We start from the raw sequence: 21,663 nt of genomic DNA on the forward strand, positions 1-21,663 counted from the left end.
AATGAAACCGTCAATTTATAGTTTAACACGTCAAACCATGCAGGAATGGGTTTTGAAGCAGGGAGAAAAGAAATTCCGTGCAGATCAAATCTGGGAATGGCTTTACCGTAAACGTGTCCAGTCATTTGAAGAGATGACCAACCTTTCCAAGGATTTGATTGCTAAGCTCAATGACCAGTTTGTGGTCAATCCCTTGAAACAACGTATCGTTCAAGAGTCTGCTGATGGTACCGTTAAATATCTTTTTGAATTGCCTGATGGTATGTTGATTGAGACAGTACTCATGCGTCAACACTATGGTTTGTCAGTCTGTGTGACCACTCAGGTCGGCTGTAATATCGGTTGTACCTTCTGTGCTTCTGGTTTGATTAAGAAACAACGTGACCTCAATAACGGTGAAATCGTAGCACAAATCATGCTGGTTCAGAAATACTTTGATGAGCGTGGTCAGGACGAACGCGTCAGCCATATCGTTGTCATGGGTATCGGTGAGCCCTTTGATAACTACAACAATGTCTTGAATTTCGTCCGTACCATCAATGATGACAAGGGAATGGCTATCGGTGCTCGTCACATTACGGTTTCAACCTCAGGTTTGGCCCATAAAATTCGTGATTTTGCTAATGAAGGAGTTCAGGTCAATCTTGCCGTTTCCCTTCACGCACCTAACAATGAGTTGCGTTCAAGCATCATGAAGATTAACCGTGCCTTTCCGATTGAAAAACTCTTTGCTGCTATTGAGTACTATATCGAAACAACCAATCGTCGTGTAACCTTTGAGTATATCATGCTCAATGAAGTAAATGACGGTGTAGAACAAGCCTTAGAATTGGCTGAATTGCTCAAGAACATCAAGAAATTGTCTTATGTCAACTTGATTCCTTATAACCCAGTTAGTGAGCATGACCAATATAGCCGTAGTCCTAAAGAGCGCGTCCTGGCCTTCTATGATACGCTTAAGAAAAAAGGGGTCAACTGTGTTGTTCGTCAAGAGCATGGTACAGATATTGATGCAGCTTGTGGACAATTGCGCTCTAACACAATGAAACGTGACCGCCAGAAAGCAGTCGCAGCAGTCAATCCTTAATGATGAAGAAAACTTATAATCATATTTTGGTTTGGGGAGTCATTTTCTATAGCATTTGTATCGTCTATTTTTGCTTTACTCCTCAAGAACATTCTCCCGTGGGAGTGGAAACTCCAGGTATTCAGCATCTTGGACGCCTGGTTTTTCTTTTGACTCCTTTCAATTCTCTCTGGAAACTGGGCGAAGTGAGTGATGTAGGACAATTATTTTGGATTTTTTTACAAAATATCCTCAATGTCTTCTTGCTTTTTCCTCTTGTTTTCCAACTCCTTTATCTCCTTCCAAACTTGCGTAAGACAAGAAAAGTGATTTTTTTCAGTTTTTTAGTGAGTCTTGGAATCGAGTGTACGCAGTTGGTCTTGGATTTTTTCTTTGATTTCAATCGCGTCTTTGAAATTGATGATTTGTGGACCAATACCTTGGGTGGCTATCTGGCTTGGCTCCTCTATAACCGATTACATAATACTCAATGAAAATCAAAGAGCAAACTAGGAAGCTAGCCGCAGGTTGTACTTGAGTACGGCAAGGAGACGTTGACGTAGTTTGAATTTGATTTTCGAAGAGTATAAAAACAAGATAAGGAATTAAAATGAGTATTTTAGAAGTTAAAAATCTGAGTCACGGTTTTGGTGACCGTGCAATTTTTGAAGATGTGTCCTTCCGTCTCCTCAAGGGAGAACATATCGGTCTGGTCGGTGCTAATGGTGAAGGGAAATCGACCTTTATGAGCATTGTGACTGGTAAAATGCTGCCAGATGAAGGGAAGGTTGAATGGTCCAAATATGTGACCGCTGGTTACTTGGATCAGCACTCTGTCCTTGCTGAAGGGCAGTCGGTGCGTGATGTTCTCCGTACGGCCTTTGATGAGCTATTCAAAGCTGAAGCTCGTATCAATGACCTTTATATGGAAATGGCTGAAGATGGAGCGGACGTTGATGCTCTCATGGAAGAAGTGGGCGAACTTCAAGACCGTTTAGAGAGTCGTGATTTCTATACCTTGGATGCTAAAATTGATGAAGTAGCGCGTGCCCTTGGTGTCATGGACTTTGGCATGGATACAGATGTAACCTCTTTATCAGGTGGGCAAAGAACCAAGGTACTTTTGGCTAAACTCCTCCTTGAAAAGCCCGATATCTTGCTTTTGGACGAGCCGACCAACTACTTGGATGCTGAGCATATTGACTGGCTCAAGCGCTATCTCCAAAACTATGAGAATGCCTTTGTTCTTATTTCACACGATATTCCATTCCTGAACGATGTGATTAATATTGTCTATCATGTGGAAAATCAACAGTTGACGCGTTACTCTGGTGACTACTACCAGTTCCAAGAAGTCTATGCGATGAAGAAATCTCAGCTAGAGGCAGCCTACGAACGTCAGCAAAAAGAAATTGCGGATCTCAAGGACTTCGTGGCTCGAAACAAAGCGCGCGTTGCAACACGAAACATGGCCATGTCCCGCCAGAAGAAATTGGATAAGATGGATATTATCGAACTGCAAAGTGAGAAACCAAAACCATCCTTTGATTTCAAACCGGCTCGTACACCAGGGCGCTTTATTTTCCAAGCCAAGGATTTGCAAATTGGTTATGATCGTCCTCTGACCAAGCCTTTAAATCTTACCTTTGAACGTAATCAAAAGGTTGCTATTATCGGGGCAAATGGTATCGGGAAAACAACTCTCTTGAAGAGTCTCTTGGGAATTATCCCGCCAATCGCTGGGGAAGTTGAACGCGGTGACTACCTAGAACTTGGTTATTTTGAGCAGGAAGTAGAAGGTGGCAATCGTCAAACACCACTAGAGGCTGTCTGGAATGCCTTTCCAGCTCTCAACCAAGCAGAAGTCCGTGCAGCCCTTGCCCGTTGTGGTCTGACAACCAAGCATATTGAAAGCCAAATTCAGGTCTTGTCAGGTGGGGAACAAGCCAAGGTTCGTTTCTGTCTCTTGATGAATCGTGAAAACAATGTCTTAGTGCTGGACGAGCCGACCAACCATTTGGATGTGGATGCCAAGGATGAACTCAAACGTGCTCTTAAAGAATACAAAGGGTCTATCCTTATGGTCTGCCACGAACCAGACTTCTATGAAGGCTGGATGGATCAAATCTGGGATTTTAATAATTTAACTTAAGAATGAGAGTAAAAGAAATACAGTACCGAATGTGGATACTGTATTTTTTTGGTTTTTAAGATTTAAAATTGTAATCTTTCACCACTTCGATGCTATCGATTGTGATAGCAGTAGTTGGCTTGTCTTTTTCATCTTTTTCGGCTTTAGCAATCTTATCTACAACATCCATACCGTCAATCACTTGACCAAAGACTGGGTGTTTACCATCTAGACTAGGATTTCCCCCTTCTTTGTAGGCTTCGATGATTTTCTTTGGATACTTGCTTGTAGGGAGCTTAGCAGAGGTATCAGTAGAGTTTTGGTTGATAAAGAACTGGCTGCCGTTGGTGTTTGGTTGACCAGTATTAGCCATAGCAAGAGCACCACGGATGTTATAGAGATAAGGAGTAATCTCGTTCTTGAAACCAGTTCCCTTGTCTTTGGTTTTATCCTTGTCATGCCAGATAGACTGACCACCTGTACCGTCTCCTTTTGGATCCCCAGTTTGAACCATGAAGCCATCGATGACACGATGGAAGGTAATACCGTTATAGTATCCTTCTTTAGCATGAGTGAGGAAGTTTTCAACCGCTAGAGGAGCGAGTTTAGGGAAGAGTTTGATACGGATATCTCCTTGACTTGTGTGGAGAATCACTTCAGCTTCATCTTCAGCAACTTCTTTAGATAGTTGTGGGAAATTGGCGTTTTCGTTTGTTAAAGCATCGTTTAACTCCTTGGCAGATTGGGCAGCTGCTTTGGAACTTTCTTCAGCAGCTAAGCTAGAATCTACATAGTCATCACCACGCAAACTACGTTGTATGTTGCTACATCCAGCTAGAGCTACAGTGGATAGTAAAAGAAGGGTTGCTAGTTTTTTCATTCTATTCCTCTCAAAAATTCATTTCTACCATTGTACCCTAAAAGGAAGGGGATTTCAAATGTTAGTGACAAGACAGTTTAAGAGGAAGCCAACCATAAAATCGCTTGATTAGAGGTATCAATACCATAAGTGTACTCGAAGTATTTTGGGAACTAGGTTTCGGTGGTAAAAGTACCAAACTGGATTCTCCATAGTAGAATGATATCACCTGCAAGCAAATCATCTGCTCATAAGTCCATATTTCGTTTGGGAACGGGCTTAGGATTTAGGAGCCAAGTATCCAAATCTCGTTCAGGCGATATGAAGGGCTTGACTTGATGGTCTTTATAAAATGTTTCTAAAATAGTATTTATGACATTCTCTTTCCGATTTTTCTTTAAAAATATAACAAATTTCTAAATGGTTTAAAAATTTTATAGTCTGTCAAGTTTTTTTCTTGACACCTATCAGAAATCTGTTATAATAGAACATGTGCTAAATAGCTCAGCTATTTCACCGAAATAAAAAATAAGAAAAGAGACTTTAAAAATGGCAGTTAAAATCCGTTTGACTCGTATGGGTTCTAAGAAAAAACCTTTCTACCGTATCAACGTAGCAGATTCACGCTCACCACGTGACGGACGTTTCATCGAAACAGTTGGAACTTACAACCCACTTGTTGCTGAAAACCAAGTAACTTTGAAAGAAGACCGCATTCTTGCATGGTTGGCTGATGGAGCTCAACCTTCAGATACAGTACGTAACATCCTTTCAAAAGAAGGTGTATTGAAGAAATTCCACGATTCTAAATTCTCAAAATAAGTTTAAAGTAGGTTGACAGATGGATACGATTGAAAATCTCATTATTGCGATTGTGAAACCCTTGATTTCACAACCAGATGCCTTAACTATCAAGATTGAAGATACACCAGAATTTTTGGAATATCATTTGGATCTTGATCAAAGTGATGTGGGTCGTGTAATCGGTCGTAAGGGTCGCACTATTTCTGCGATAAGAACGATTGTCTACTCTGTCCCAACTGAAGACAAAAAAGTAAGAATCGTTATTGACGAAAAATAAGAAGAGCGGGACGGATGTCTCGCTTTTTTTGCGAGAAGTGTAAAATTGCAGCCATTAAGTACCAACATGAACGTGATTTGGAAGGCTTTTTAAAGGGGGACTGGAAAAGAATGAACATTGATTGTATTTTAAACATAGATTGGGCAATGTACATTGATTGGTTATTGCGAATTTTACAGATTTCGACTTTTATAGGTGTAATTTTAAAAATTAGTTTTCAGAATAAGGCCTATATCAATAATATCGAAATTCAGGTAATTAAACCAATCGAATTTGATTCCTTACATACGAGATTTCATCATATATATGAGTTTAAACATGATGAAAATGATAAACATTATAACCATTTGATTTTTTATCCAAAGGAAGTTGATATTGAAATTATAGAATTTTATTCTTTAATCTATGATTCAAAAAGTAATCGTTTAGTTGATAATGATAAACTGCATACAGTTAAAAATTTAAAGAATTATACATGCTTATTGATTCATACAAATTTACCAGAGAATATGCCTAGTTTAAGAATGAAATGGAAAACAAGTCAGGGTGAAATTGGCGAGTATACATTTTATAGTAATATGTATAATGGGAATGTGAATATCTCATCTTTCAAATATAAATTAACATTAAAGAGGAAACTATTAGCACTTTTTGGACTATAGCGACATCTCTATGTATCTTTCTCCAACTTGAGAAAATCTCTGGAACGTGATAAAATAAAGGATAAGGATTTTTAATAATTCATTATACAGAATGAGTGGATTTCTTTATGAAGAGGATTGAAGTATCTACAGAAATTGGTAGTCTCTCTGTTACTTATCAAAAGCAAAAGAAAATGCTAGTTTGTTTAAGTGGTGCAGGTTTGCTACCAAGTTATGAAAATTTTTCACTTATACTTGAAAAACTTCCTCCTACAATTGGTTATTTGACTATTGATTTTCCGAACACAGGTAGGAGTCCGATTCATGACCAAGCTGGAAAAAATCTGGATAATCTTGCAGATGCAGTTTATGAACTACTTGAAGAATTGGCGATTTCTGAATATATACTTTGTGTACATAGTTTGAGTGGAATTTTAGCTTGCAAATTGCTCAACAAACCAATTAAGTGTCAGGCTTTACTAGCAATTGAACCGACAACTAAAAAAGTCATGTTTGCTGATTTTTCAGAAAATCCTTATCCAGAAATGGAAGAGCAGATGAGGCTGATTGACGAGTGTGGTCCTGAACTTTATTTTAAGAACTTAACTCAAGCAACATTTAGCCCTGAAATTAATAAAGAAATCTGGGAAATAATGCAGGGAAAAGGCTCAGAGTTGGAAAATCAAGATCCAGGATTTCAGATATCTGGAGAGATTACTGAGGAAGATTTTGAGAATTTGTCGATAGAAACTTGTACCCCTGTATTTATTTTTTGTCAGGCTTATAGAGAAAAAGAGTACAGAGAATCAGAATATTGGACTTCCAATACTAAACTCATTTTAGGAGGGAATCACCATTATTTACAATGGTCAGAATCAGAAAAAATTGCGACTATTATTCGAGAATTGTTAGAATAAGATGGATAGAAATAAAGTACAGGAGACAAGATGAACTACTTTAATGTTGGGAAAATCGTCAATACGCAGGGCTTGCAGGGTGAGATGCGAGTCTTGTCTGTGACAGATTTTGCAGAAGAACGGTTTAAAAAAGGGGCTGAGCTGGCCTTGTTTGATGAAAAAGATCAGTTTGTTCAAACAGTGACCATCGCTAGCCACCGTAAACAGAAGAACTTTGACATTATTAAATTCAAAGATATGTACCATATCAATGCTATTGAAAAGTACAAGGGATATAGTCTCAAGGTTGCTGAGGAAGATTTAAATGACCTAGACGATGGTGAATTTTATTATCACGAGATTATCGGTTTGGAAGTCTATGAGGGTGATAACTTGATTGGAACCATCAAAGAAATCCTGCAACCAGGTGCTAACGATGTCTGGGTGGTCAAGCGAAAAGGCAAGCGTGATTTGCTCTTGCCTTATATCCCACCAGTGATTCTCAATGTTGATATTCCAAATAACCGAGTCGATGTGGAAATCTTAGAAGGGTTAGACGATGAAGATTGATATTTTAACCCTTTTTCCAGAGATGTTTTCTCCGCTAGAGCACTCAATCGTTGGAAAGGCTCGAGAAAAGGGGCTCTTGGATATCCAGTATCATAATTTTCGAGAAAATGCTGAAAAGGCCCGCCATGTCGACGATGAGCCCTACGGAGGCGGTCAGGGGATGTTGCTCCGAGCCCAACCCATTTTCGATGCCTTTGATGCTATTGAAAAGAAAAATCCGCGCGTCATTCTCCTCGATCCTGCTGGAAAGCAGTTTGATCAAGCTTATGCTGAGGATTTGGCTCAAGAGGAAGAGCTAATCTTTATCTGTGGTCACTACGAAGGGTATGATGAGCGTATTAAGACCTTGGTGACAGATGAGATTTCTTTGGGGGACTATGTCCTGACTGGTGGTGAATTGGCGGCCATGACCATGATTGATGCTACGGTACGCCTGATTCCAGAAGTGATTGGCAAGGAGTCTAGCCACCAAGATGATAGTTTTTCTTCAGGCCTTCTTGAATACCCTCAGTACACACGTCCCTATGATTATCGAGGCATGGTTGTCCCAGATGTTCTGATGAGCGGGCACCATGAAAAGATTCGTCAGTGGCGCCTGTATGAGAGTTTAAAGAAAACTTATGAGCGCAGACCGGATTTGCTTGAACATTATCAACTGACAGCAGAAGAAGAAAAAATGCTGGCAGAAATCAAAGAAAACAAAGAATAAAGGAGAAACCTATGCAAGTAATCAAACGTGATGGAGAAATTGCTGAATTTAATCCAGATAAGATTTATCAAGCTATCTTAAAGGCAGCCCAGACTGTCTATGTATTGACAGATGATTTGCGTCAAAACCTTGCACAAGTCACTAAGAAAGTGGTTTTGGATTTGGAAGAGGCCAAGGTGGAACGTGCTACCATTAGCATGATTCAGTCTTTGGTTGAACATCGTTTATTGGGTGCAGGTTACATTACCATTGCAGAACACTACATTTCCTATCGTCTACAACGTGACTTGGAAAGAAGTGGTTATGGAGATCATATCGCTGTTCATTTACATTTTGAACAAGTTCGCTAAGAAAAAAGAGTGGGATGAAGCAACTACATCTCACTCTTTCTTAAATCTATTTTTTTGGGCTGTTTGGACAGTTGAAGGGACAAATCTCAGGCGTTGAATGTCGTTTATGCGGATAATACGGGTCACATTTTTGGCAAAATTTTTCACGATAATTTGCTGGCGTTGTTGATCGTATTTGATGATATCACCTGTAAAACTTGTCTCAGACAAGATAAGGTGAACAGCGGTTTGTTTCTGGATAGCCTCTTCAATAGTAGCTGTAAGGGAGTTGCTTTCAGTCTGGTCAGGTTGGTCATGTCCATTTAAAAAGTCATGTATTTTATCTAGAACTTGCTGGAATTTATGTCTCATAGTGACCTCCCTTCTTTTATATCAATATTATATAAAATTTTCCTAAAATCTACAAGATTTTACGAATAATCAAATGAAAGCTAAAAAAGGAGAAGAAAATGGCAGAATTTACATTTGAAATCGAAGAGCACTTGTTGACTCTTTCTGAAAACGAAAAAGGTTGGACTAAGGAAATCAACCGTGTGAGCTTTAATGGTGCTCCTGCAAAGTTTGATATTCGTGCTTGGAGCCCAGATCATACTAAAATGGGCAAGGGAATTACTCTCTCAAATGAAGAATTTCAAACAATGGTGGATGCCTTTAAAGGTAACTAAGTTGTCAAAATAAAAGAAAAGGATATTGAGTCATGACAACTCGATATCCTTTTTTAGTTAGTAAAGTAAGCCTGATTTTTAAGGCGTTGAAGTAAGGGACGGCTAATAAAACTAATAGCAATAATTTTACCAAGATCTGGGATGATAAAGGGAATGACCCCCACAACAAGAGCTTTTTCAAATGCCATTCCAGCTAGGAAATGCAAGCTAAGAATCCCTCCGATAAAGACAAGGGCATCACCCAAGAGGTTTGCAAGAAAAATCTCGATAACACTACTCTTGCTGTTAGTTAGGGAAGAAGTAAGTCCAGAGTATACAAGATAAAACCAAAGATAGCCTGCAGTAGGGCCAACTAAAGCCTGAAAACCAGCTCCACCTCCTGCAAAGACAGGAAGACCGATAGCACCTAGAAGAAGATAGAGTCCAACAGAAAGTACAGCCTCTCTCGGTCTGAAGACAGTAGCAATCAAGCCGATTGCAAAGTTTTGCAGAGTGAAGGGAACAGGTCCAATTGGAAGACTGATTTGTGCCAAAACAGCAATGAGAGCAGCCCCAATAGCAGGGATAGCATAAACGTGAGCTTTTTTCAAAATAGTTAACCTCTTTTCTGATGTATAGTAACTATTATACTCGTGGAGTAATTATTGTCAACCAATTTTTTAAAACAAGGTAACAAAGACTGTAACGGCCGATTTGCTGACTGGGTAAGTTGTTTTCATCATTTCGTAAAACATCAAAAAAGAAGCAGACACATTTGTATCGGCTTCTTTTTTTTCGATTAACGCATAGTTACAAATTCTTCAGATGCAGTTGGGTGAATCGCTACGGTTGCGTCAAAGTCGGCCTTGGTTGCTCCCATTTTGATAGCAACAGCAAATCCTTGAATCATTTCATCAACACCATAGCCAATTCCATGAAGTCCGACAACTTTTTCTTCTGAACCAGCTGTAATCAATTTGAAACGAGTTTCTTGACGGTTGTCAGTGCAAGCAGAGTACATAGACGTAAAGCTTGATTTGTAAACCTTGATTTGGTCTTGACCGTATTCTTTAATAGCTTGCTCTTCTGTCAAACCAACAGTTCCGATAGCAGGGTGTGAAAAGACGACAGTTGGAATAGTTGAGTAATCCATTTTTGCAGTAGTTTTTCCGTTAAAGAGACGTTCAGATAGGGTACGTCCAGCTTTGATAGCAACTGGAGTTAGTTCTTTTTCACCTGTTACATCACCTAGAGCGTAGATTCCTTCAATAACAGTATTTTGGTATTCATCTACTTGGATAAAGCCACGTTCGTTCAGAGTTACTCCAGCTTTTTCAAGTTGCAAGCCCTTAACGTTTGGACGGCGACCAGTAGCCCAGATAACTTGACTAGCTGTGTGACTAGTACCATCTTCGAAATGAATGGTAATGCCTTCAGCAGTTTTTTCTAACTTAACAGGGACTTTGTGAGTGTGAAGTGGTAAGTTTGTTCTTTCCATTTCCTTTACCAAACCTTCAACGATGTAGGAATCAAAACCACGTAAAGGACGATCACGGCGAACAAAGAGATCTGTCTTGACACCAAAAGTGTGGAGAACACCAGCCAATTCAACAGCAATATAGCCGGCACCTAGAATGGCAACTGACTCTGGCAATTCTTCCCAAGCAAATACATCATCAGAAGAACCACCTAGTTCAGCACCAGGAATATTTGGAATACTTGGATGGGCACCAGTAGCAATCACGATATGTTTAGCACGAATCAGCTCACCATTTACGCTGACAGTATGAGAATCTACAAATTCAGCATGACCTTCAATCAAGTCTACACCGTTGCGTTTAAAACTGCCATCATAAGAAGAACGAGCGCGATCGATGTAGGCTTCACGATTGCGACGTAGGGTTGCAAAGTCAAAGTTAAGATCAGTAGTTTTAAAACCGTAGTCTTCTCCAAATTGATGGAAAGTCTCAGCAATTTGTGCTCCGTACCACATGATTTTCTTAGGAACACAACCGACGTTGACACAGGTTCCACCTAGTTTCTTTTCCTCAATAACGGCCGCTTTGGCTCCGTGTTCACCAGCACGGTTCATGGTAGCAATTCCTCCGCTACCTCCACCGATAGCAATGATATCATATTCTCTCATTGAAAACTCCTTTGTACTCCTTTAAATAGTAGAGTGTCATTTTTTGATAGTCATATTCTATCTTTTTTTTGATGTGATTGCAAAAATCTGCTACGTTCAAAAAAATTAAAGAAAAGGCTTGCAAAAAGGGAAAATAAAGTGTATTATATAACTAGTACAATAACAATAAAAATAAATTCCGAAGAATAAGTGGATCCTGAAATGTCATTATTTCGTTCTGAACTGTTATTGTTTATATTTGCTAATTTTTATATAATATTGTTAAGGACTTTAAATCAAAAAGGAGTTTCATTATGAAAAAGAATCGTAAAGCTAAAAAATGGCAATTGTATGCAGCAATCGGTGCTGCCAGTGTAGTTGTATTAGGTGCTGGGGGGATTTTACTCTTTAGACAACCTTCTCAGACTGCTGTAAAAGATGAGCCTACTCATCTTGTTGTTGCCAAGGAAGGAAGCGTCGCATCCTCTGTTTTATTGTCAGGGACAGTAACAGCAAAAAATGAACAGTATGTTTATTTTGATGCTAGTAAGGGAGATTTAGATGAAATCCTTGTTTCTGTGGGTGATAAGGTCAGCGAAGGACAGGCTTTAGTCAAGTACAGTAGTTCAGAAGCCCAGGCGGCCTATGATTCAGCGAGTCGAGCAGTTGCGAAGGCAGATCGTCATATCAACGAACTAAATCAAGCACGAAATGAAGCTGCTTCAGCTCCGGCTCCACAGTTGCCAACGCCAGCAGGAGGCGAAGGAGCTGCAGGGCAGACTCCAGCTCCAGTCTCAGGAAACGCAGTATCATCTATTGATGCACAACTAGGTGATGCGCGTGATGCTCGTGCAGATGCAGCAGCACAATTAAGTAAGGCTCAAAGTCAGTTGGATGCCATGACGGTTCTCAGCACTCTAGAAGGAACTGTGGTCGAAGTCAACCACAATGTTTCTAAATCTCCAACTGGAGCTAGCCAAGTAGTCGTTCATGTCGTAAGTAATGAAAACTTGCAAGTTAAGGGTGAACTATCTGAATATAACCTTGCCAATTTATCTGTTGGACAAGAAGTAACCTTTACTTCTAAAGTTTACCAAGATAAGAGCTGGACTGGTAAGATTAGCTACATTTCTGACTATCCTAAAACTAGTGGCGAAGCAGCAAGTGCAGCTACTGCCGCAGCAGGTGGTAATTCTGGTTCTAAATATCCATATACCATCGATGTTACAAGTGAAATCGGTGACTTGAAACAAGGATTCTCAGTAAGTGTTGAGGTCAAGAATAAGAGTAAAGCCATTTTGGTTCCTCTAACAAGTGTTGTGACTGAAAATGATAAGAACTATGTCTGGGTGCTTGACGAGCAGAAAAAGGCCAAGAAAGTGGAAGTTGGTTTGGGTAATGCTGATGCAGACAACCAAGAAATCACTTCAGGTCTGACAAATGGAGTCAAGGTCATCAGTAACCCAACGTCTTCTCTAGAGGAAGGAAAAGAGGTGAAGGCTGATGAAGCAACTAATTAGTCTAAAAAATATCTGCAGAAGCTACCGTAATGGCGACCAAGAACTGCAGGTTCTCAAAAATATCAACCTAGAAGTGAATGAGGGTGAATTTGTTGCCATCATGGGACCATCTGGTTCTGGTAAGTCTACGCTGATGAATACGATTGGCATGTTGGATACACCAACCAGTGGAGAGTATTATCTTGAAGGTCAAGAAGTGGCTGGACTTGGTGAAAAACAACTAGCCAAGGTCCGCAACAAACAAATCGGATTTGTCTTTCAGCAGTTCTTTCTTCTATCCAAACTCAATGCTCTGCAAAATGTAGAATTGCCCTTGATTTATGCAGGAGTTTCAGCTTCAAAACGGCGCAAGTTAGCTGAGGAATATCTAGATAAGGTTGAATTGACAGAACGAAGTCACCATTTACCTTCGGAATTATCTGGTGGTCAAAAGCAACGTGTAGCTATTGCGCGTGCCTTGGTAAACAATCCTTCTATTATCCTAGCGGACGAACCGACAGGAGCCTTGGATACCAAAACAGGTAACCAAATCATGCAATTATTAGTTGAACTGAATAATGAAGGAAAAACAATTATTATGGTAACGCATGAGCCTGAAATCGCTGCTTATGCTAAACGCCAGATTGTCATTCGGGATGGAGTTATTTCGTCTGACAGTGCTCAGTTAGAAAAGGAGGAAAACTAAGATGCAGAATCTGAAATTTGCCTTTTCATCTATAATGGCCCACAAGATGCGCTCTTTTCTCACTATGATTGGGATTATCATTGGTGTTTCATCTGTTGTTGTGATTATGGCTCTGGGAGATTCCATGTCTCGTCAGGTTAATAAAAATATGACCAAGTCACAGAAGAATATCCATGTCTTTTTCTCGCCTATCAAAAGCAAAGATGGTTCTTTTACCCAAAAGCAATCAGCTTTGACAGTCTCTGGTAAAGAAGAGGAAGTCCATGTTGAACCGCCAAAACCGCAAGAATCCTGGGTCAAGGAGGCGGCCAAACTTAAGGGTGTAGATAGTTACTATGTAACCAACTCGACCAATACCACCCTGTCTTATAAAGACAAAAAAGTGGAGCGAGCTAGCTTGACAGGTGGAAATATTACTTACATGAAGGCGGTTGAAAATGAAATTGTTGCAGGCCGCAGTTTCATAGCTCAGGATTATAAAGATGTGGCCAGTGTCATTTTACTAGACCAAGAACTTGCTAATAGTCTGTTTGGATCTGCTCAAGAAGCTGTTAACCAGGTTATAGATGTTGGTGGCTTTAGCTATCGTGTCATTGGTGTCTATACCAGCGATGAGGCCAAGACTGCCAAGACTTTTGGTATTGGTGGACTTCCGATTACGACTAATATTTCTCTTGCCAACAACTTCAATATGGATGAAATTTCTGATATTGTCTTCCGTGTCAATGATACCAGTTTGACACCAACTGTGGGACCAGAATTAGCTAGAAAATTGACCGAAATTGCTGGTCTTCAGCAAGGGGAGTATCAGGTGTCAGATGCGACTGCAGCCTTCCAAGAAGTACAACAATTGTTCGGCTTTATAACTACGATTATTAGTGCCATTGCAGGAATTTCCCTTTTTGTTGGAGGGACTGGTGTTATGAACATCATGCTGGTTTCGGTGACGGAGCGTACGCGTGAGATTGGTCTCCGTAAGGCTTTGGGTGCAACACGTGCTAATATTTTAATCCAGTTTTTGATTGAATCCATGATATTGACCTTGCTTGGTGGAGTCATTGGTTTAACCATTGCGACAGGCTTAACCGCTATAGCTGGCATACTCTTGCAAGGTTTGATTGCGGGTATAGAAGTGGGAGTATCAATCCCAGTTGCCCTATTTAGTCTTGCAGTTTCGGCTAGCGTGGGTATGATTTTTGGAGTTTTGCCAGCCAACAAGGCTTCGAAACTTGATCCAATTGAAGCCCTTCGTTATGAATAAGTTAAACAAGATGGACACTTGTCTATCTTGTTTTTGTATGGATTTCCCTATCGAAAATCATTAAAAATGTGATATAATGAAGTGTTAGAAAAACAGGTTTCATTTGCCTGGAAAGGAAAAATTATGTCTGAAAAGAATTTTTATATTACAACACCGATTTACTATCCATCTGGTAAACTTCATATTGGTTCTGCCTACACAACCATCGCCTGTGATGTCCTAGCCCGTTACAAACGCCTGATGGGTTACGATGTCTTTTATCTGACAGGTCTTGATGAGCACGGTCAGAAAATCCAGCAGAAAGCAGAAGAAGCTGGCATTACACCTCAAGCCTATGTTGATGGGATGGCAGTTGGAGTCAAAGAACTCTGGCAATTACTAGATATCTCATACGATAAATTTATCCGTACAACTGATGACTACCATGAAAAAGTTGTCGCACAAGTCTTTGAACGCTTGCTGGCTCAAGATGACATCTATTTGGGTGAATACTCTGGTTGGTATTCAGTTTCAGATGAGGAATTCTTTACAGAAAGCCAGCTCGCAGAAGTATTCCGTGATGAAGCTGGAAATGTAACTGGCGGTATTGCTCCATCAGGTCACGAAGTGGAATGGGTTTCTGAAGAATCATACTTCCTTCGCCTCAGCAAATACCAAGATCGTCTGGTGGAATTTTTCAAAGCTCATCCTGAATTTATCACTCCAGATGGTCGTCTGAATGAAATGCTTCGCAACTTTATTGAGCCAGGTTTAGAGGATTTGGCGGTTTCTCGTACAACCTTTACATGGGGTGTGCCGGTACCATCAAATCCTAAACACGTTGTATACGTTTGGATTGATGCCCTTCTTAACTATGCGACAGCGCTTGGATACGGTCAAGATGAACATGGTAACTTTGACAAATTCTGGAATGGCACAGTCTTCCACATGGTAGGAAAAGACATCCTTCGTTTCCACTCAATCTACTGGCCAATCCTTCTTATGATGTTGGATATCAAATTGCCAGATCGTTTGATTGCTCACGGTTGGTTCGTCATGAAAGACGGCAAAATGTCTAAATCTAAAGGGAATGTCGTTTACCCTGAAATGTTGGTAGAGCGTTATGGACTAGATCCACTTCGTTACTATCTCATGCGTAGCCTTCCAGTTGGTTCAGACGGAACCTTCACTCCTGAAGACTATGTAGGCCGTATCAACTACGAATTGGCCAATGACCTTGGAAACCTCCTCAACCGTACGGTTTCTATGATTAATAAGTACTTTGGCGGGCAAGTCCCTGCCTATGTAGAGGGTGTAACAGAGTTTGACCATGCTCTTGCTGACGTTGCAGAACAATCAATCGCTGACTACCACACCTACATGGAAGCAGTTGACTACCCACGTGCCCTAGAAGCAGTATGGACTCTTATTTCACGTACTAATAAATACATCGATGAGACCGCACCATGGGTCTTGGCTAAGGATGAAGCACTTCGCGATCAATTGGCAAGTGTCATGAGTCACTTGGCAGCTAGCCTTCGTGTCGTTGCTCACTTGATTGAGCCATTTATGATGGAAACCAGTCGTGCAGTCTTGAATCAACTTGGCTTAGAAGAAGTAGCGAGCCTTGAAAACTTGAACTTGGTTGACTTCCCAGAAGATGTGACTGTAGTTGCCAAAGGAACACCAATCTTCCCACGTCTGGATATGGAAGAAGAAATCGCCTATATCAAGGAACAAATGGAAGGCAACAAACCAGCAGTCGAAAAAGAGTGGAACCCAGACGAAGTTGAACTCAAACTAAACAAGGAAGAAATCAAGTTTGAAGATTTTGACAAGGTCGAAATCCGTGTCGCAGAAGTCAAAGAAGTGTCTAAAGTAGAAGGTTCAGATAAGTTGCTTCAATTCCGCTTGGATGCTGGTGATGGTCAAGATCGTCAAATCCTCTCAGGAATTGCAAAATACTATCCAAACGAACAAGAATTGGTCGGCAAGAAAGTCCAAATCGTTGCCAATCTCAAACCACGTAAAATGATGAAGAAATATGTCAGCCAAGGTATGATCCTATCAGCTGAACATGATGGAAAATTAACCCTTCTCACAGTTGATCCAGCTGTACCGAATGGAAGTGTGATTGGGTAACAATAGACAGGACTAGTTCATGCTAGTTCTGTTTTTTATTTACACTCAATGAAAATCAAAGAGCAAACTAGGAAACTAGCCGCAAGTTGCTCAAGACACTGCTTTAAGGTTGTAGATAGAACTGACGAAGTCAGATCAAAACATGATTTTGAGGTTGTAGATGAAACTGACCAAGTCAGTAACCATACATACGGCAAGGCGACGCTGACGTGGTTTGAAGAGATTTTCGAAGAGTATTAACTATTATGTTTTACAAACTAGTGTGGAAGTGGTATATTATAGATGAAGCTACTAGTAGGTATTACAAAATAGATAGAAGGGGGAAGGGATGAAGGAAACTCAACTATTAAAAGGTGTTCTTGAAGGTTGTGTCTTGGATATGATTGGTCAAAAAGAGCGATATGGTTATGAGTTGGTTCAGACTCTACGAGAGGCTGGATTTGATACTATCGTTCCAGGAACTATTTATCCTTTGTTGCAAAAGTTAGAAAAAAATCAATGGATAAGAGGCGACATGCGTCCGTCGCCAGATGGTCCAGATCGGAAGTATTTTTCATTAACTAAAGAAGGAGAAGAGCGTGTCTCGGTTTTTTGGCAACAATGGGACGATTTGAGTCAAAAAGTAGAAGGAATTAAGAATGGGGGTAAACCATGAAGAAAATGAAGTATTATGAAGAAACAAGCGCTTTGTTGCATGAGTTTTCTGAGGACAATCAGCAGTATTTTGAGGAACTGTGGGATAGTTTTAACCTTGCTGGATTTCTCTATGATGAGGACTATCTCAGAGAGCAGATCTATTTGATGATGCTAGATTTTTCAGAAGCAGAACGAGACGGGATGAGTGCTGAGGATTATCTAGGTAAGAATCCTAAAACAATAATGAAAGAGATACTCAAGGAAGCGCCACGCAGTTCTATCAAAGAGTCCCTTTTGACACCAATTCTTGTCCTAGCGGTATTACGTTATTATCAACTACTAAGTGATTTTTCTAAAGGTCCTCTCTTAACAGTCAATTTACTCACATTTTTAGGGCAACTTCTTCTTTTTCTGATCGGATTTGGACTTGTGGCTACAATCTTACGAAAAAGTTTAGTCCAAGATTCTCCTAAAATGAAAATTGGCACCTATATTATCGTTGGGATTCTTGTTCTGCTAGTTGTTCTAGGATATGTAGGAATGGGAAGTTTCATACAAGAAGGAGACTTTTATCTTCCTGCTCCCTGGGATAGTTTCCTTGTCTTTACGCTTTCCCTAGTCATCAGTATTTGGAATTGGAAAGAAGCGGTTTTTCGTCCATTTGTTAGTATGATTATTGCCCATCTTGTTGTAGGCTCTCTGCTCCGTTACTATGAGTGGATGGGAATTTCAAATGTTTTCCTTACAAAAATCCTTCCTTTAGCTGTCCTCTTTATTGGAATCTTTGTCTTGTTCCGTGGGTTTAAGAAGATAAAATGGAGTGAAATATAGTCAAAAAGCCGTTGCAAAGCGGTTTTTTGTTATAATGAAGGGAAGAATGTTAGAAATTTAAGGAGAAAAATTTGATGAGATACATAACTCTTGGTCAAGATGACAAAGAATTATCAGAAATTGTTCTCGGAATGATGAGAATAAAAGATAAGTCTGTAAAAGAAGTTGAAGAGCTTGTAGAAACAGCACTGTCTGTTGGAATCAATGCTTTTGACTTGGCTGATATTTATGGTCGTGGTCGTTGTGAAGAACTGTTAGGTCTTGTCCTAAAAAATCGTCCAGATTTAAGAGAAAAGATGTGGATTCAGTCCAAATGTGGCATTCGCATTGAAGAATTTACCTATTTTGATTTTTCTAAGGACTATATTATAAAATCAGTTGACGGAATTTTGCAAAGATTGAAGATTGATCATCTAGATAGCTTGCTTCTTCATCGACCAGATGCTTTGATGGAATCTGACCAAGTAGCAGAAGCCTTTGATCTCCTTTATAAACAAGGTAAGGTCCGAAATTTTGGAGTTTCTAATCAAAATCCTATGATGATGGAGTTACTTAAAAAAGATGTCAAGCAGCCTCTAACTGTTAATCAGCTACAATTGAGTGCGGCTTTTACTCCAGGATTCGAATCAGGTTTTCATGTTAATATGGAAGATAGTCAAGCAGCTATGCGAGATGGTAGCATTTTTGAATATTGCAAATTACACGATGTGGTCATTCAAGCATGGTCTGTCTTACAATTTGGGTATTTTAAAGGGAATTTTGTTGGAAATGAGAAATTTCAAGCTTTAAATCAAGTACTTGATCGTTTAGCTATTAAATATGGAGTAACCTCTTCAACTATTGCCATTTCTTGGATATTGCGTTATCCAGCAAAAATGCAGGCAGTCGTAGGTACAACAAATCCTAATCACTTGAGAGAAGTTAGCCAAGCGGCAAACTTTAGCTTAACAAGAAAAGAATGGTATGAAATTTATCTTGCAGCAGGGAATAATTTGCCGTAAGTAGAAGCAGATGTAAATAAATCACAGTCAAAAAAGCCGTTGGAAAACGGTTTTTTGTTATAATTAAACTAAGAATTTAGAATTAAAGGAGAAAAACATGACATTTGAAGAAATTCTACCGGGGTTAAAGGATAAGAAAAAATATGTACGTACTGGTTGGGGAGGTGCTGAAAACTATGTGCAGCTTTTTGACACCATTGAACAAAACGGGGTTGCACTTGAAGTGACACCTTATTTCCTAATCAACGTTTCTGGGGAGGGAGAAGGTTTTTCCATGTGGAGTCCGACACCTTGTGATGTTTTGGCGACGGATTGGGTAGAAGTGCATGACTAAACGTGTACTCATTACAGGGGTGAGTTCAGGAATTGGCCTGGCTCAAGCTCAGCTTTTTTTAGAGAATGACTATCAAGTTTATGGAGTGGACCAAGGTGAAAATCCACTCTTACAGGGTGATTTCCACTTTTTACAGAGAGATTTGACCTTGGACTTGGAACCTATTTTTGACTGGTGTCCTTGTGTGGATGTTTTGTGTAATACTGCGGGAGTTTTGGATGATTACAAACCACTGTTGGGACAAACAGCGCAGGAAATTCAAGAGATTTTTGAAATCAACTATATGACTCCTGTTGAGTTGACTCGCTATTATTTGACACAAATGTTGGAAAATAAAAAGGGTATCATCATCAATATGTGTTCTATTGCTTCTAGCCTAGCAGGCGGTGGAGGACACGCCTATACTTCATCTAAGCATGCTTTGGCTGGATTTACCAAGCAGTTGGCTTTAGACTATGCTGAAGCTGGTATTCAGGTCTTTGGTATTGCTCCAGGTGCTGTCAAGACAGCTATGACAGCTGCGGATTTTGAGCCAGGTGGTTTAGCGGACTGGGTGGCTAGTGAAACGCCAATCAAACGCTGGATTGAGCCAGAGGAAATAGCAGAAATCAGCCTTTTCTTAGCAAGTGGGAGGGCAAGCGCCATGCAGGGACAAATTCTGACAATAGATGGTGGCTGGTCTTTGAAGTAGGAGGATTTGGATGGATATTCAAGAGATCACAGAAGAAAATGCATCGCCATTAGTCTTGAAGGTTAAGTCTGAATTATTAGGATTTCCAGAACTGGACAAGACTTCTTACATGAATTGGAAGGTGAATGATGAGGAAGCAACTTGCTCTTAGTGGAGAAAAACTTGATGAAAAAGTTTACCCACAACTATTTCATCATGTTGGCATGATTCGTGGGGAATACTTGTTGAGAGAGCTTAATCAAAACATCATATTAGCAAGTTGTCAGCAATTTGTAAAAGATTATCTAGAGACTATCTGCTCCCTGTACTCAGATGAAGAAGTTTGGTATCGTTTTTCTGAATTAACAAATACAGAAGCTAATTGTCTAAAGGGGACTAAAGAGTATTTTGATGAAAATCATCCCTTATTTGGATATAGAGGAACTAGGCGTTTGCTGGCGTGTCCGGATGAATTTCAGGCTGAAGCACATGTCGTTACAGAAGTTTATCAAAACAATCCCAATCTATCTGCTATCTTTCCTTTTGTCAATGATGCTGAGCAGTTAAAGCAAGCTATCACAGTATTGCGTCAGCAGGGTTTCACTGGAAAAATTGGAACGATGATTGAATTACCGTCAGCGTATTTTGACTTATCTAGTATACTGGAAACGGGCATTTCAAAGATTGTAGTTGGAATGAATGATTTGACTTCTTTTATTTTTGCCACTGTGAGAAACAGTCAATGGCATGATATGGAAAATCCAATAATGTTAGATATGCTAAGACAGATGCAGGATAAAGCAAGGATGAAAAAGATTGACTTTGCTGTAGCAGGCTATCTGAATGATTCTTTCATACAAAAAATGAATCAGTTGAGTATCAAGTGCATTATTCACTACAGTTCTATTCTAGAGATTTTTGATTTAGAAATTGACCATCCAGATCATCTTAAACACATAAAAGAAGAAAGTAAAAAATTACAAAGGAGCACCCATGACACCGCAAGAAATGTGGAATGACTACAAGAAAATTAACCCCTCTATAGGAGATGAAATCGATGCTTGGGCTTTTGGAGTGGAACCAGATCTTTTAGCAGATTTGGTTTTAAAAGGCGAAAAGACTGCAACAGCCTCAACCTACGACCTCTATGCACTAGAAGCCGAGTCTCTTCCTCAAGAAGGGACCTTTGATGTCATTTTAGACAGTCAAAATCAGGCTGTCTGTATTGTCAAAATTATAAAGGTTTCTGTCCAGCCCTACAATCAAGTTTCTGCTGACCATGCCTTTAAGGAAGGGGAAGGTGACAAATCCCTAGCCTATTGGCGTCAGGTTCATGAGGATTGTTTCGCCGAGTGGCTGAGAGAAGCAGGACTGATTTTTACACCTGAAAGCAAGGTTGTTCTAGAAGAATTTCACAAGGTCTACCCACTGTAGACTGTTAGACGGAAGAAAGTTTTGGAAATCACCGTCCAATCCTTTTTTCTCAAGCAAAACATGATATAATAAGTTTGTTTGAAGAAGAGCTCTAGCTC

At 39.9% G+C, this 21,663-nt stretch carries 26 protein-coding genes and 2 pseudogenes; 23 read left to right on the plus strand and 5 right to left on the minus strand.

Annotation, left to right across the window (positions count from 1 at the left end):
- Position 1 precedes the first annotated feature (1 nt).
- From rlmN to JQ841_RS07610, 3 genes are all read left to right on the plus strand, one after another.
- The gene (gene rlmN, locus JQ841_RS07600) at positions 2-1,087 is read left to right on the plus strand and encodes a dual-specificity RNA methyltransferase RlmN (protein ID WP_143952280.1); all 1,086 of its coding nucleotides are present in this window, start codon (positions 2-4) and stop codon (positions 1,085-1,087) included.
- A complete protein-coding gene (locus JQ841_RS07605) occupies positions 1,087-1,560 on the plus strand; it encodes a VanZ family protein (RefSeq protein ID WP_203180568.1) in 474 nt (157 codons plus the stop codon). The genes rlmN and JQ841_RS07605 overlap by 1 nt, the downstream gene beginning before the upstream one ends.
- Before the next feature lie 116 nt (positions 1,561-1,676).
- The gene (locus JQ841_RS07610; RefSeq protein ID WP_000025378.1) at positions 1,677-3,218 is read left to right on the plus strand and encodes an ABC-F family ATP-binding cassette domain-containing protein; all 1,542 of its coding nucleotides are present in this window, start codon (positions 1,677-1,679) and stop codon (positions 3,216-3,218) included.
- Between the two features lie 55 nt (positions 3,219-3,273).
- On the opposite strand, the gene JQ841_RS07615 is transcribed toward JQ841_RS07610, so the two are convergent.
- Both JQ841_RS07615 and JQ841_RS10000 read right to left on the minus strand, forming a co-directional pair.
- On the minus strand, positions 3,274-4,077 hold the full coding sequence (locus tag JQ841_RS07615; RefSeq protein ID WP_203180569.1) for a peptidylprolyl isomerase: 804 nt from the start codon (positions 4,075-4,077) through the stop codon (positions 3,274-3,276).
- A 152-nt stretch (positions 4,078-4,229) separates the two neighbouring features.
- Positions 4,230-4,430, minus strand: a pseudogene (locus tag JQ841_RS10000) (hypothetical protein).
- 175 nt (positions 4,431-4,605) lie between these two features.
- Here JQ841_RS10000 and rpsP point away from each other — a divergent pair.
- The 7 genes from rpsP to JQ841_RS07650 all read left to right on the plus strand — a co-directional run bounded on the left by rpsP (position 4,606) and on the right by JQ841_RS07650 (position 8,303).
- The gene (rpsP, locus tag JQ841_RS07620; RefSeq protein ID WP_049520696.1) at positions 4,606-4,878 is read left to right on the plus strand and encodes a 30S ribosomal protein S16; all 273 of its coding nucleotides are present in this window, start codon (positions 4,606-4,608) and stop codon (positions 4,876-4,878) included.
- A 19-nt stretch (positions 4,879-4,897) separates the two neighbouring features.
- Positions 4,898-5,137, plus strand: coding sequence for an RNA-binding protein KphA (kphA, locus tag JQ841_RS07625; protein ID WP_000379617.1), 240 nt, complete (start codon positions 4,898-4,900; stop codon positions 5,135-5,137).
- A 14-nt stretch (positions 5,138-5,151) separates the two neighbouring features.
- On the plus strand, positions 5,152-5,799 hold the full coding sequence (locus JQ841_RS07630; protein ID WP_238395607.1) for a hypothetical protein: 648 nt from the start codon (positions 5,152-5,154) through the stop codon (positions 5,797-5,799).
- Between the two features lie 107 nt (positions 5,800-5,906).
- A complete protein-coding gene (locus JQ841_RS07635) occupies positions 5,907-6,695 on the plus strand; it encodes an alpha/beta fold hydrolase (protein WP_203180706.1) in 789 nt (262 codons plus the stop codon).
- Between the two features lie 30 nt (positions 6,696-6,725).
- Positions 6,726-7,244 (plus strand): ribosome maturation factor RimM, encoded by a 519-nt coding sequence (gene rimM / locus JQ841_RS07640; RefSeq protein WP_045611339.1) that lies wholly within the window; start codon positions 6,726-6,728, stop codon positions 7,242-7,244.
- A complete protein-coding gene (gene trmD, locus JQ841_RS07645; RefSeq protein ID WP_000686915.1) occupies positions 7,234-7,953 on the plus strand; it encodes a tRNA (guanosine(37)-N1)-methyltransferase TrmD in 720 nt (239 codons plus the stop codon). Before rimM ends, trmD begins: the two co-directional genes overlap by 11 nt.
- Before the next feature lie 11 nt (positions 7,954-7,964).
- On the plus strand, positions 7,965-8,303 hold the full coding sequence (locus JQ841_RS07650; RefSeq protein WP_001196039.1) for an ATP cone domain-containing protein: 339 nt from the start codon (positions 7,965-7,967) through the stop codon (positions 8,301-8,303).
- Positions 8,304-8,333: 30 nt separating this feature from the next.
- Here the strand turns inward: JQ841_RS07650 and JQ841_RS07655 are convergent, their stop codons facing one another.
- The gene (locus JQ841_RS07655) at positions 8,334-8,654 is read right to left on the minus strand and encodes a hypothetical protein (RefSeq protein ID WP_203180570.1); all 321 of its coding nucleotides are present in this window, start codon (positions 8,652-8,654) and stop codon (positions 8,334-8,336) included.
- Positions 8,655-8,752: 98 nt separating this feature from the next.
- On the opposite strand from JQ841_RS07655, the gene JQ841_RS07660 reads away from it, so the two are divergent.
- A complete protein-coding gene (locus JQ841_RS07660; RefSeq protein WP_000807422.1) occupies positions 8,753-8,968 on the plus strand; it encodes a YdbC family protein in 216 nt (71 codons plus the stop codon).
- Positions 8,969-9,021: 53 nt separating this feature from the next.
- Here JQ841_RS07660 and JQ841_RS07665 read toward each other — a convergent pair whose 3' ends face one another.
- Both JQ841_RS07665 and gor read right to left on the minus strand, forming a co-directional pair.
- The gene (locus JQ841_RS07665) at positions 9,022-9,558 is read right to left on the minus strand and encodes a biotin transporter BioY (RefSeq protein ID WP_203180571.1); all 537 of its coding nucleotides are present in this window, start codon (positions 9,556-9,558) and stop codon (positions 9,022-9,024) included.
- Between the two features lie 188 nt (positions 9,559-9,746).
- Positions 9,747-11,093, minus strand: coding sequence for a glutathione-disulfide reductase (gene gor / locus JQ841_RS07670; protein ID WP_125447780.1), 1,347 nt, complete (start codon positions 11,091-11,093; stop codon positions 9,747-9,749).
- Between the two features lie 290 nt (positions 11,094-11,383).
- Between gor and JQ841_RS07675 the strand changes: the two genes are divergently transcribed.
- The 12 genes and pseudogenes from JQ841_RS07675 (at position 11,384) to JQ841_RS07730 (ending at position 21,565) form a co-directional block, all read left to right on the plus strand.
- The gene (locus tag JQ841_RS07675) at positions 11,384-12,592 is read left to right on the plus strand and encodes an efflux RND transporter periplasmic adaptor subunit (protein WP_203180707.1); all 1,209 of its coding nucleotides are present in this window, start codon (positions 11,384-11,386) and stop codon (positions 12,590-12,592) included.
- Complete coding sequence (locus JQ841_RS07680; RefSeq protein ID WP_203180572.1) at positions 12,576-13,277, plus strand: ABC transporter ATP-binding protein; 702 nt, start codon at positions 12,576-12,578, stop codon at positions 13,275-13,277. Before JQ841_RS07675 ends, JQ841_RS07680 begins: the two co-directional genes overlap by 17 nt.
- A 1-nt stretch (position 13,278) precedes the next feature.
- On the plus strand, positions 13,279-14,538 hold the full coding sequence (locus JQ841_RS07685; protein ID WP_203180573.1) for an ABC transporter permease: 1,260 nt from the start codon (positions 13,279-13,281) through the stop codon (positions 14,536-14,538).
- 123 nt (positions 14,539-14,661) lie between these two features.
- Complete coding sequence (metG, locus tag JQ841_RS07690) at positions 14,662-16,659, plus strand: methionine--tRNA ligase (RefSeq protein WP_203180574.1); 1,998 nt, start codon at positions 14,662-14,664, stop codon at positions 16,657-16,659.
- A 328-nt stretch (positions 16,660-16,987) separates the two neighbouring features.
- Positions 16,988-17,314, plus strand: a complete 327-nt coding sequence (locus JQ841_RS07695) for a PadR family transcriptional regulator (RefSeq protein WP_000665423.1) — start codon at positions 16,988-16,990, stop codon at positions 17,312-17,314.
- Entirely contained in the window at positions 17,311-18,126 is an 816-nt protein-coding gene (locus tag JQ841_RS07700) for a hypothetical protein (RefSeq protein ID WP_070527202.1), read from the plus strand. Before JQ841_RS07695 ends, JQ841_RS07700 begins: the two co-directional genes overlap by 4 nt.
- A 74-nt stretch (positions 18,127-18,200) precedes the next feature.
- Positions 18,201-19,127: an aldo/keto reductase gene (locus JQ841_RS07705; RefSeq protein ID WP_203180575.1), complete on the plus strand. Its 927-nt coding sequence runs from the start codon at positions 18,201-18,203 to the stop codon at positions 19,125-19,127.
- A gap of 97 nt (positions 19,128-19,224) precedes the next feature.
- The gene (locus JQ841_RS07710) at positions 19,225-19,461 is read left to right on the plus strand and encodes a DUF2829 domain-containing protein (protein WP_000141924.1); all 237 of its coding nucleotides are present in this window, start codon (positions 19,225-19,227) and stop codon (positions 19,459-19,461) included.
- A complete protein-coding gene (locus tag JQ841_RS07715; protein ID WP_203180576.1) occupies positions 19,454-20,152 on the plus strand; it encodes a 3-oxoacyl-ACP reductase in 699 nt (232 codons plus the stop codon). The genes JQ841_RS07710 and JQ841_RS07715 overlap by 8 nt, the downstream gene beginning before the upstream one ends.
- A gap of 4 nt (positions 20,153-20,156) precedes the next feature.
- Positions 20,157-20,303 (plus strand): annotated as a pseudogene (locus JQ841_RS07720) (NUDIX hydrolase); the annotation flags it as partial.
- Positions 20,281-21,150, plus strand: coding sequence for a putative PEP-binding protein (locus JQ841_RS07725; protein ID WP_203180708.1), 870 nt, complete (start codon positions 20,281-20,283; stop codon positions 21,148-21,150). The pseudogene JQ841_RS07720 and the gene JQ841_RS07725, both read left to right, overlap by 23 nt.
- Entirely contained in the window at positions 21,125-21,565 is a 441-nt protein-coding gene (locus tag JQ841_RS07730) for an ASCH domain-containing protein (protein WP_203180577.1), read from the plus strand. The genes JQ841_RS07725 and JQ841_RS07730 overlap by 26 nt, the downstream gene beginning before the upstream one ends.
- Positions 21,566-21,663 lie beyond the last annotated feature (98 nt).

This window comes from Streptococcus mitis, from assembly GCF_905187535.1.
In the GTDB taxonomy this organism is placed as follows: domain Bacteria; phylum Bacillota; class Bacilli; order Lactobacillales; family Streptococcaceae; genus Streptococcus; species Streptococcus mitis_BS.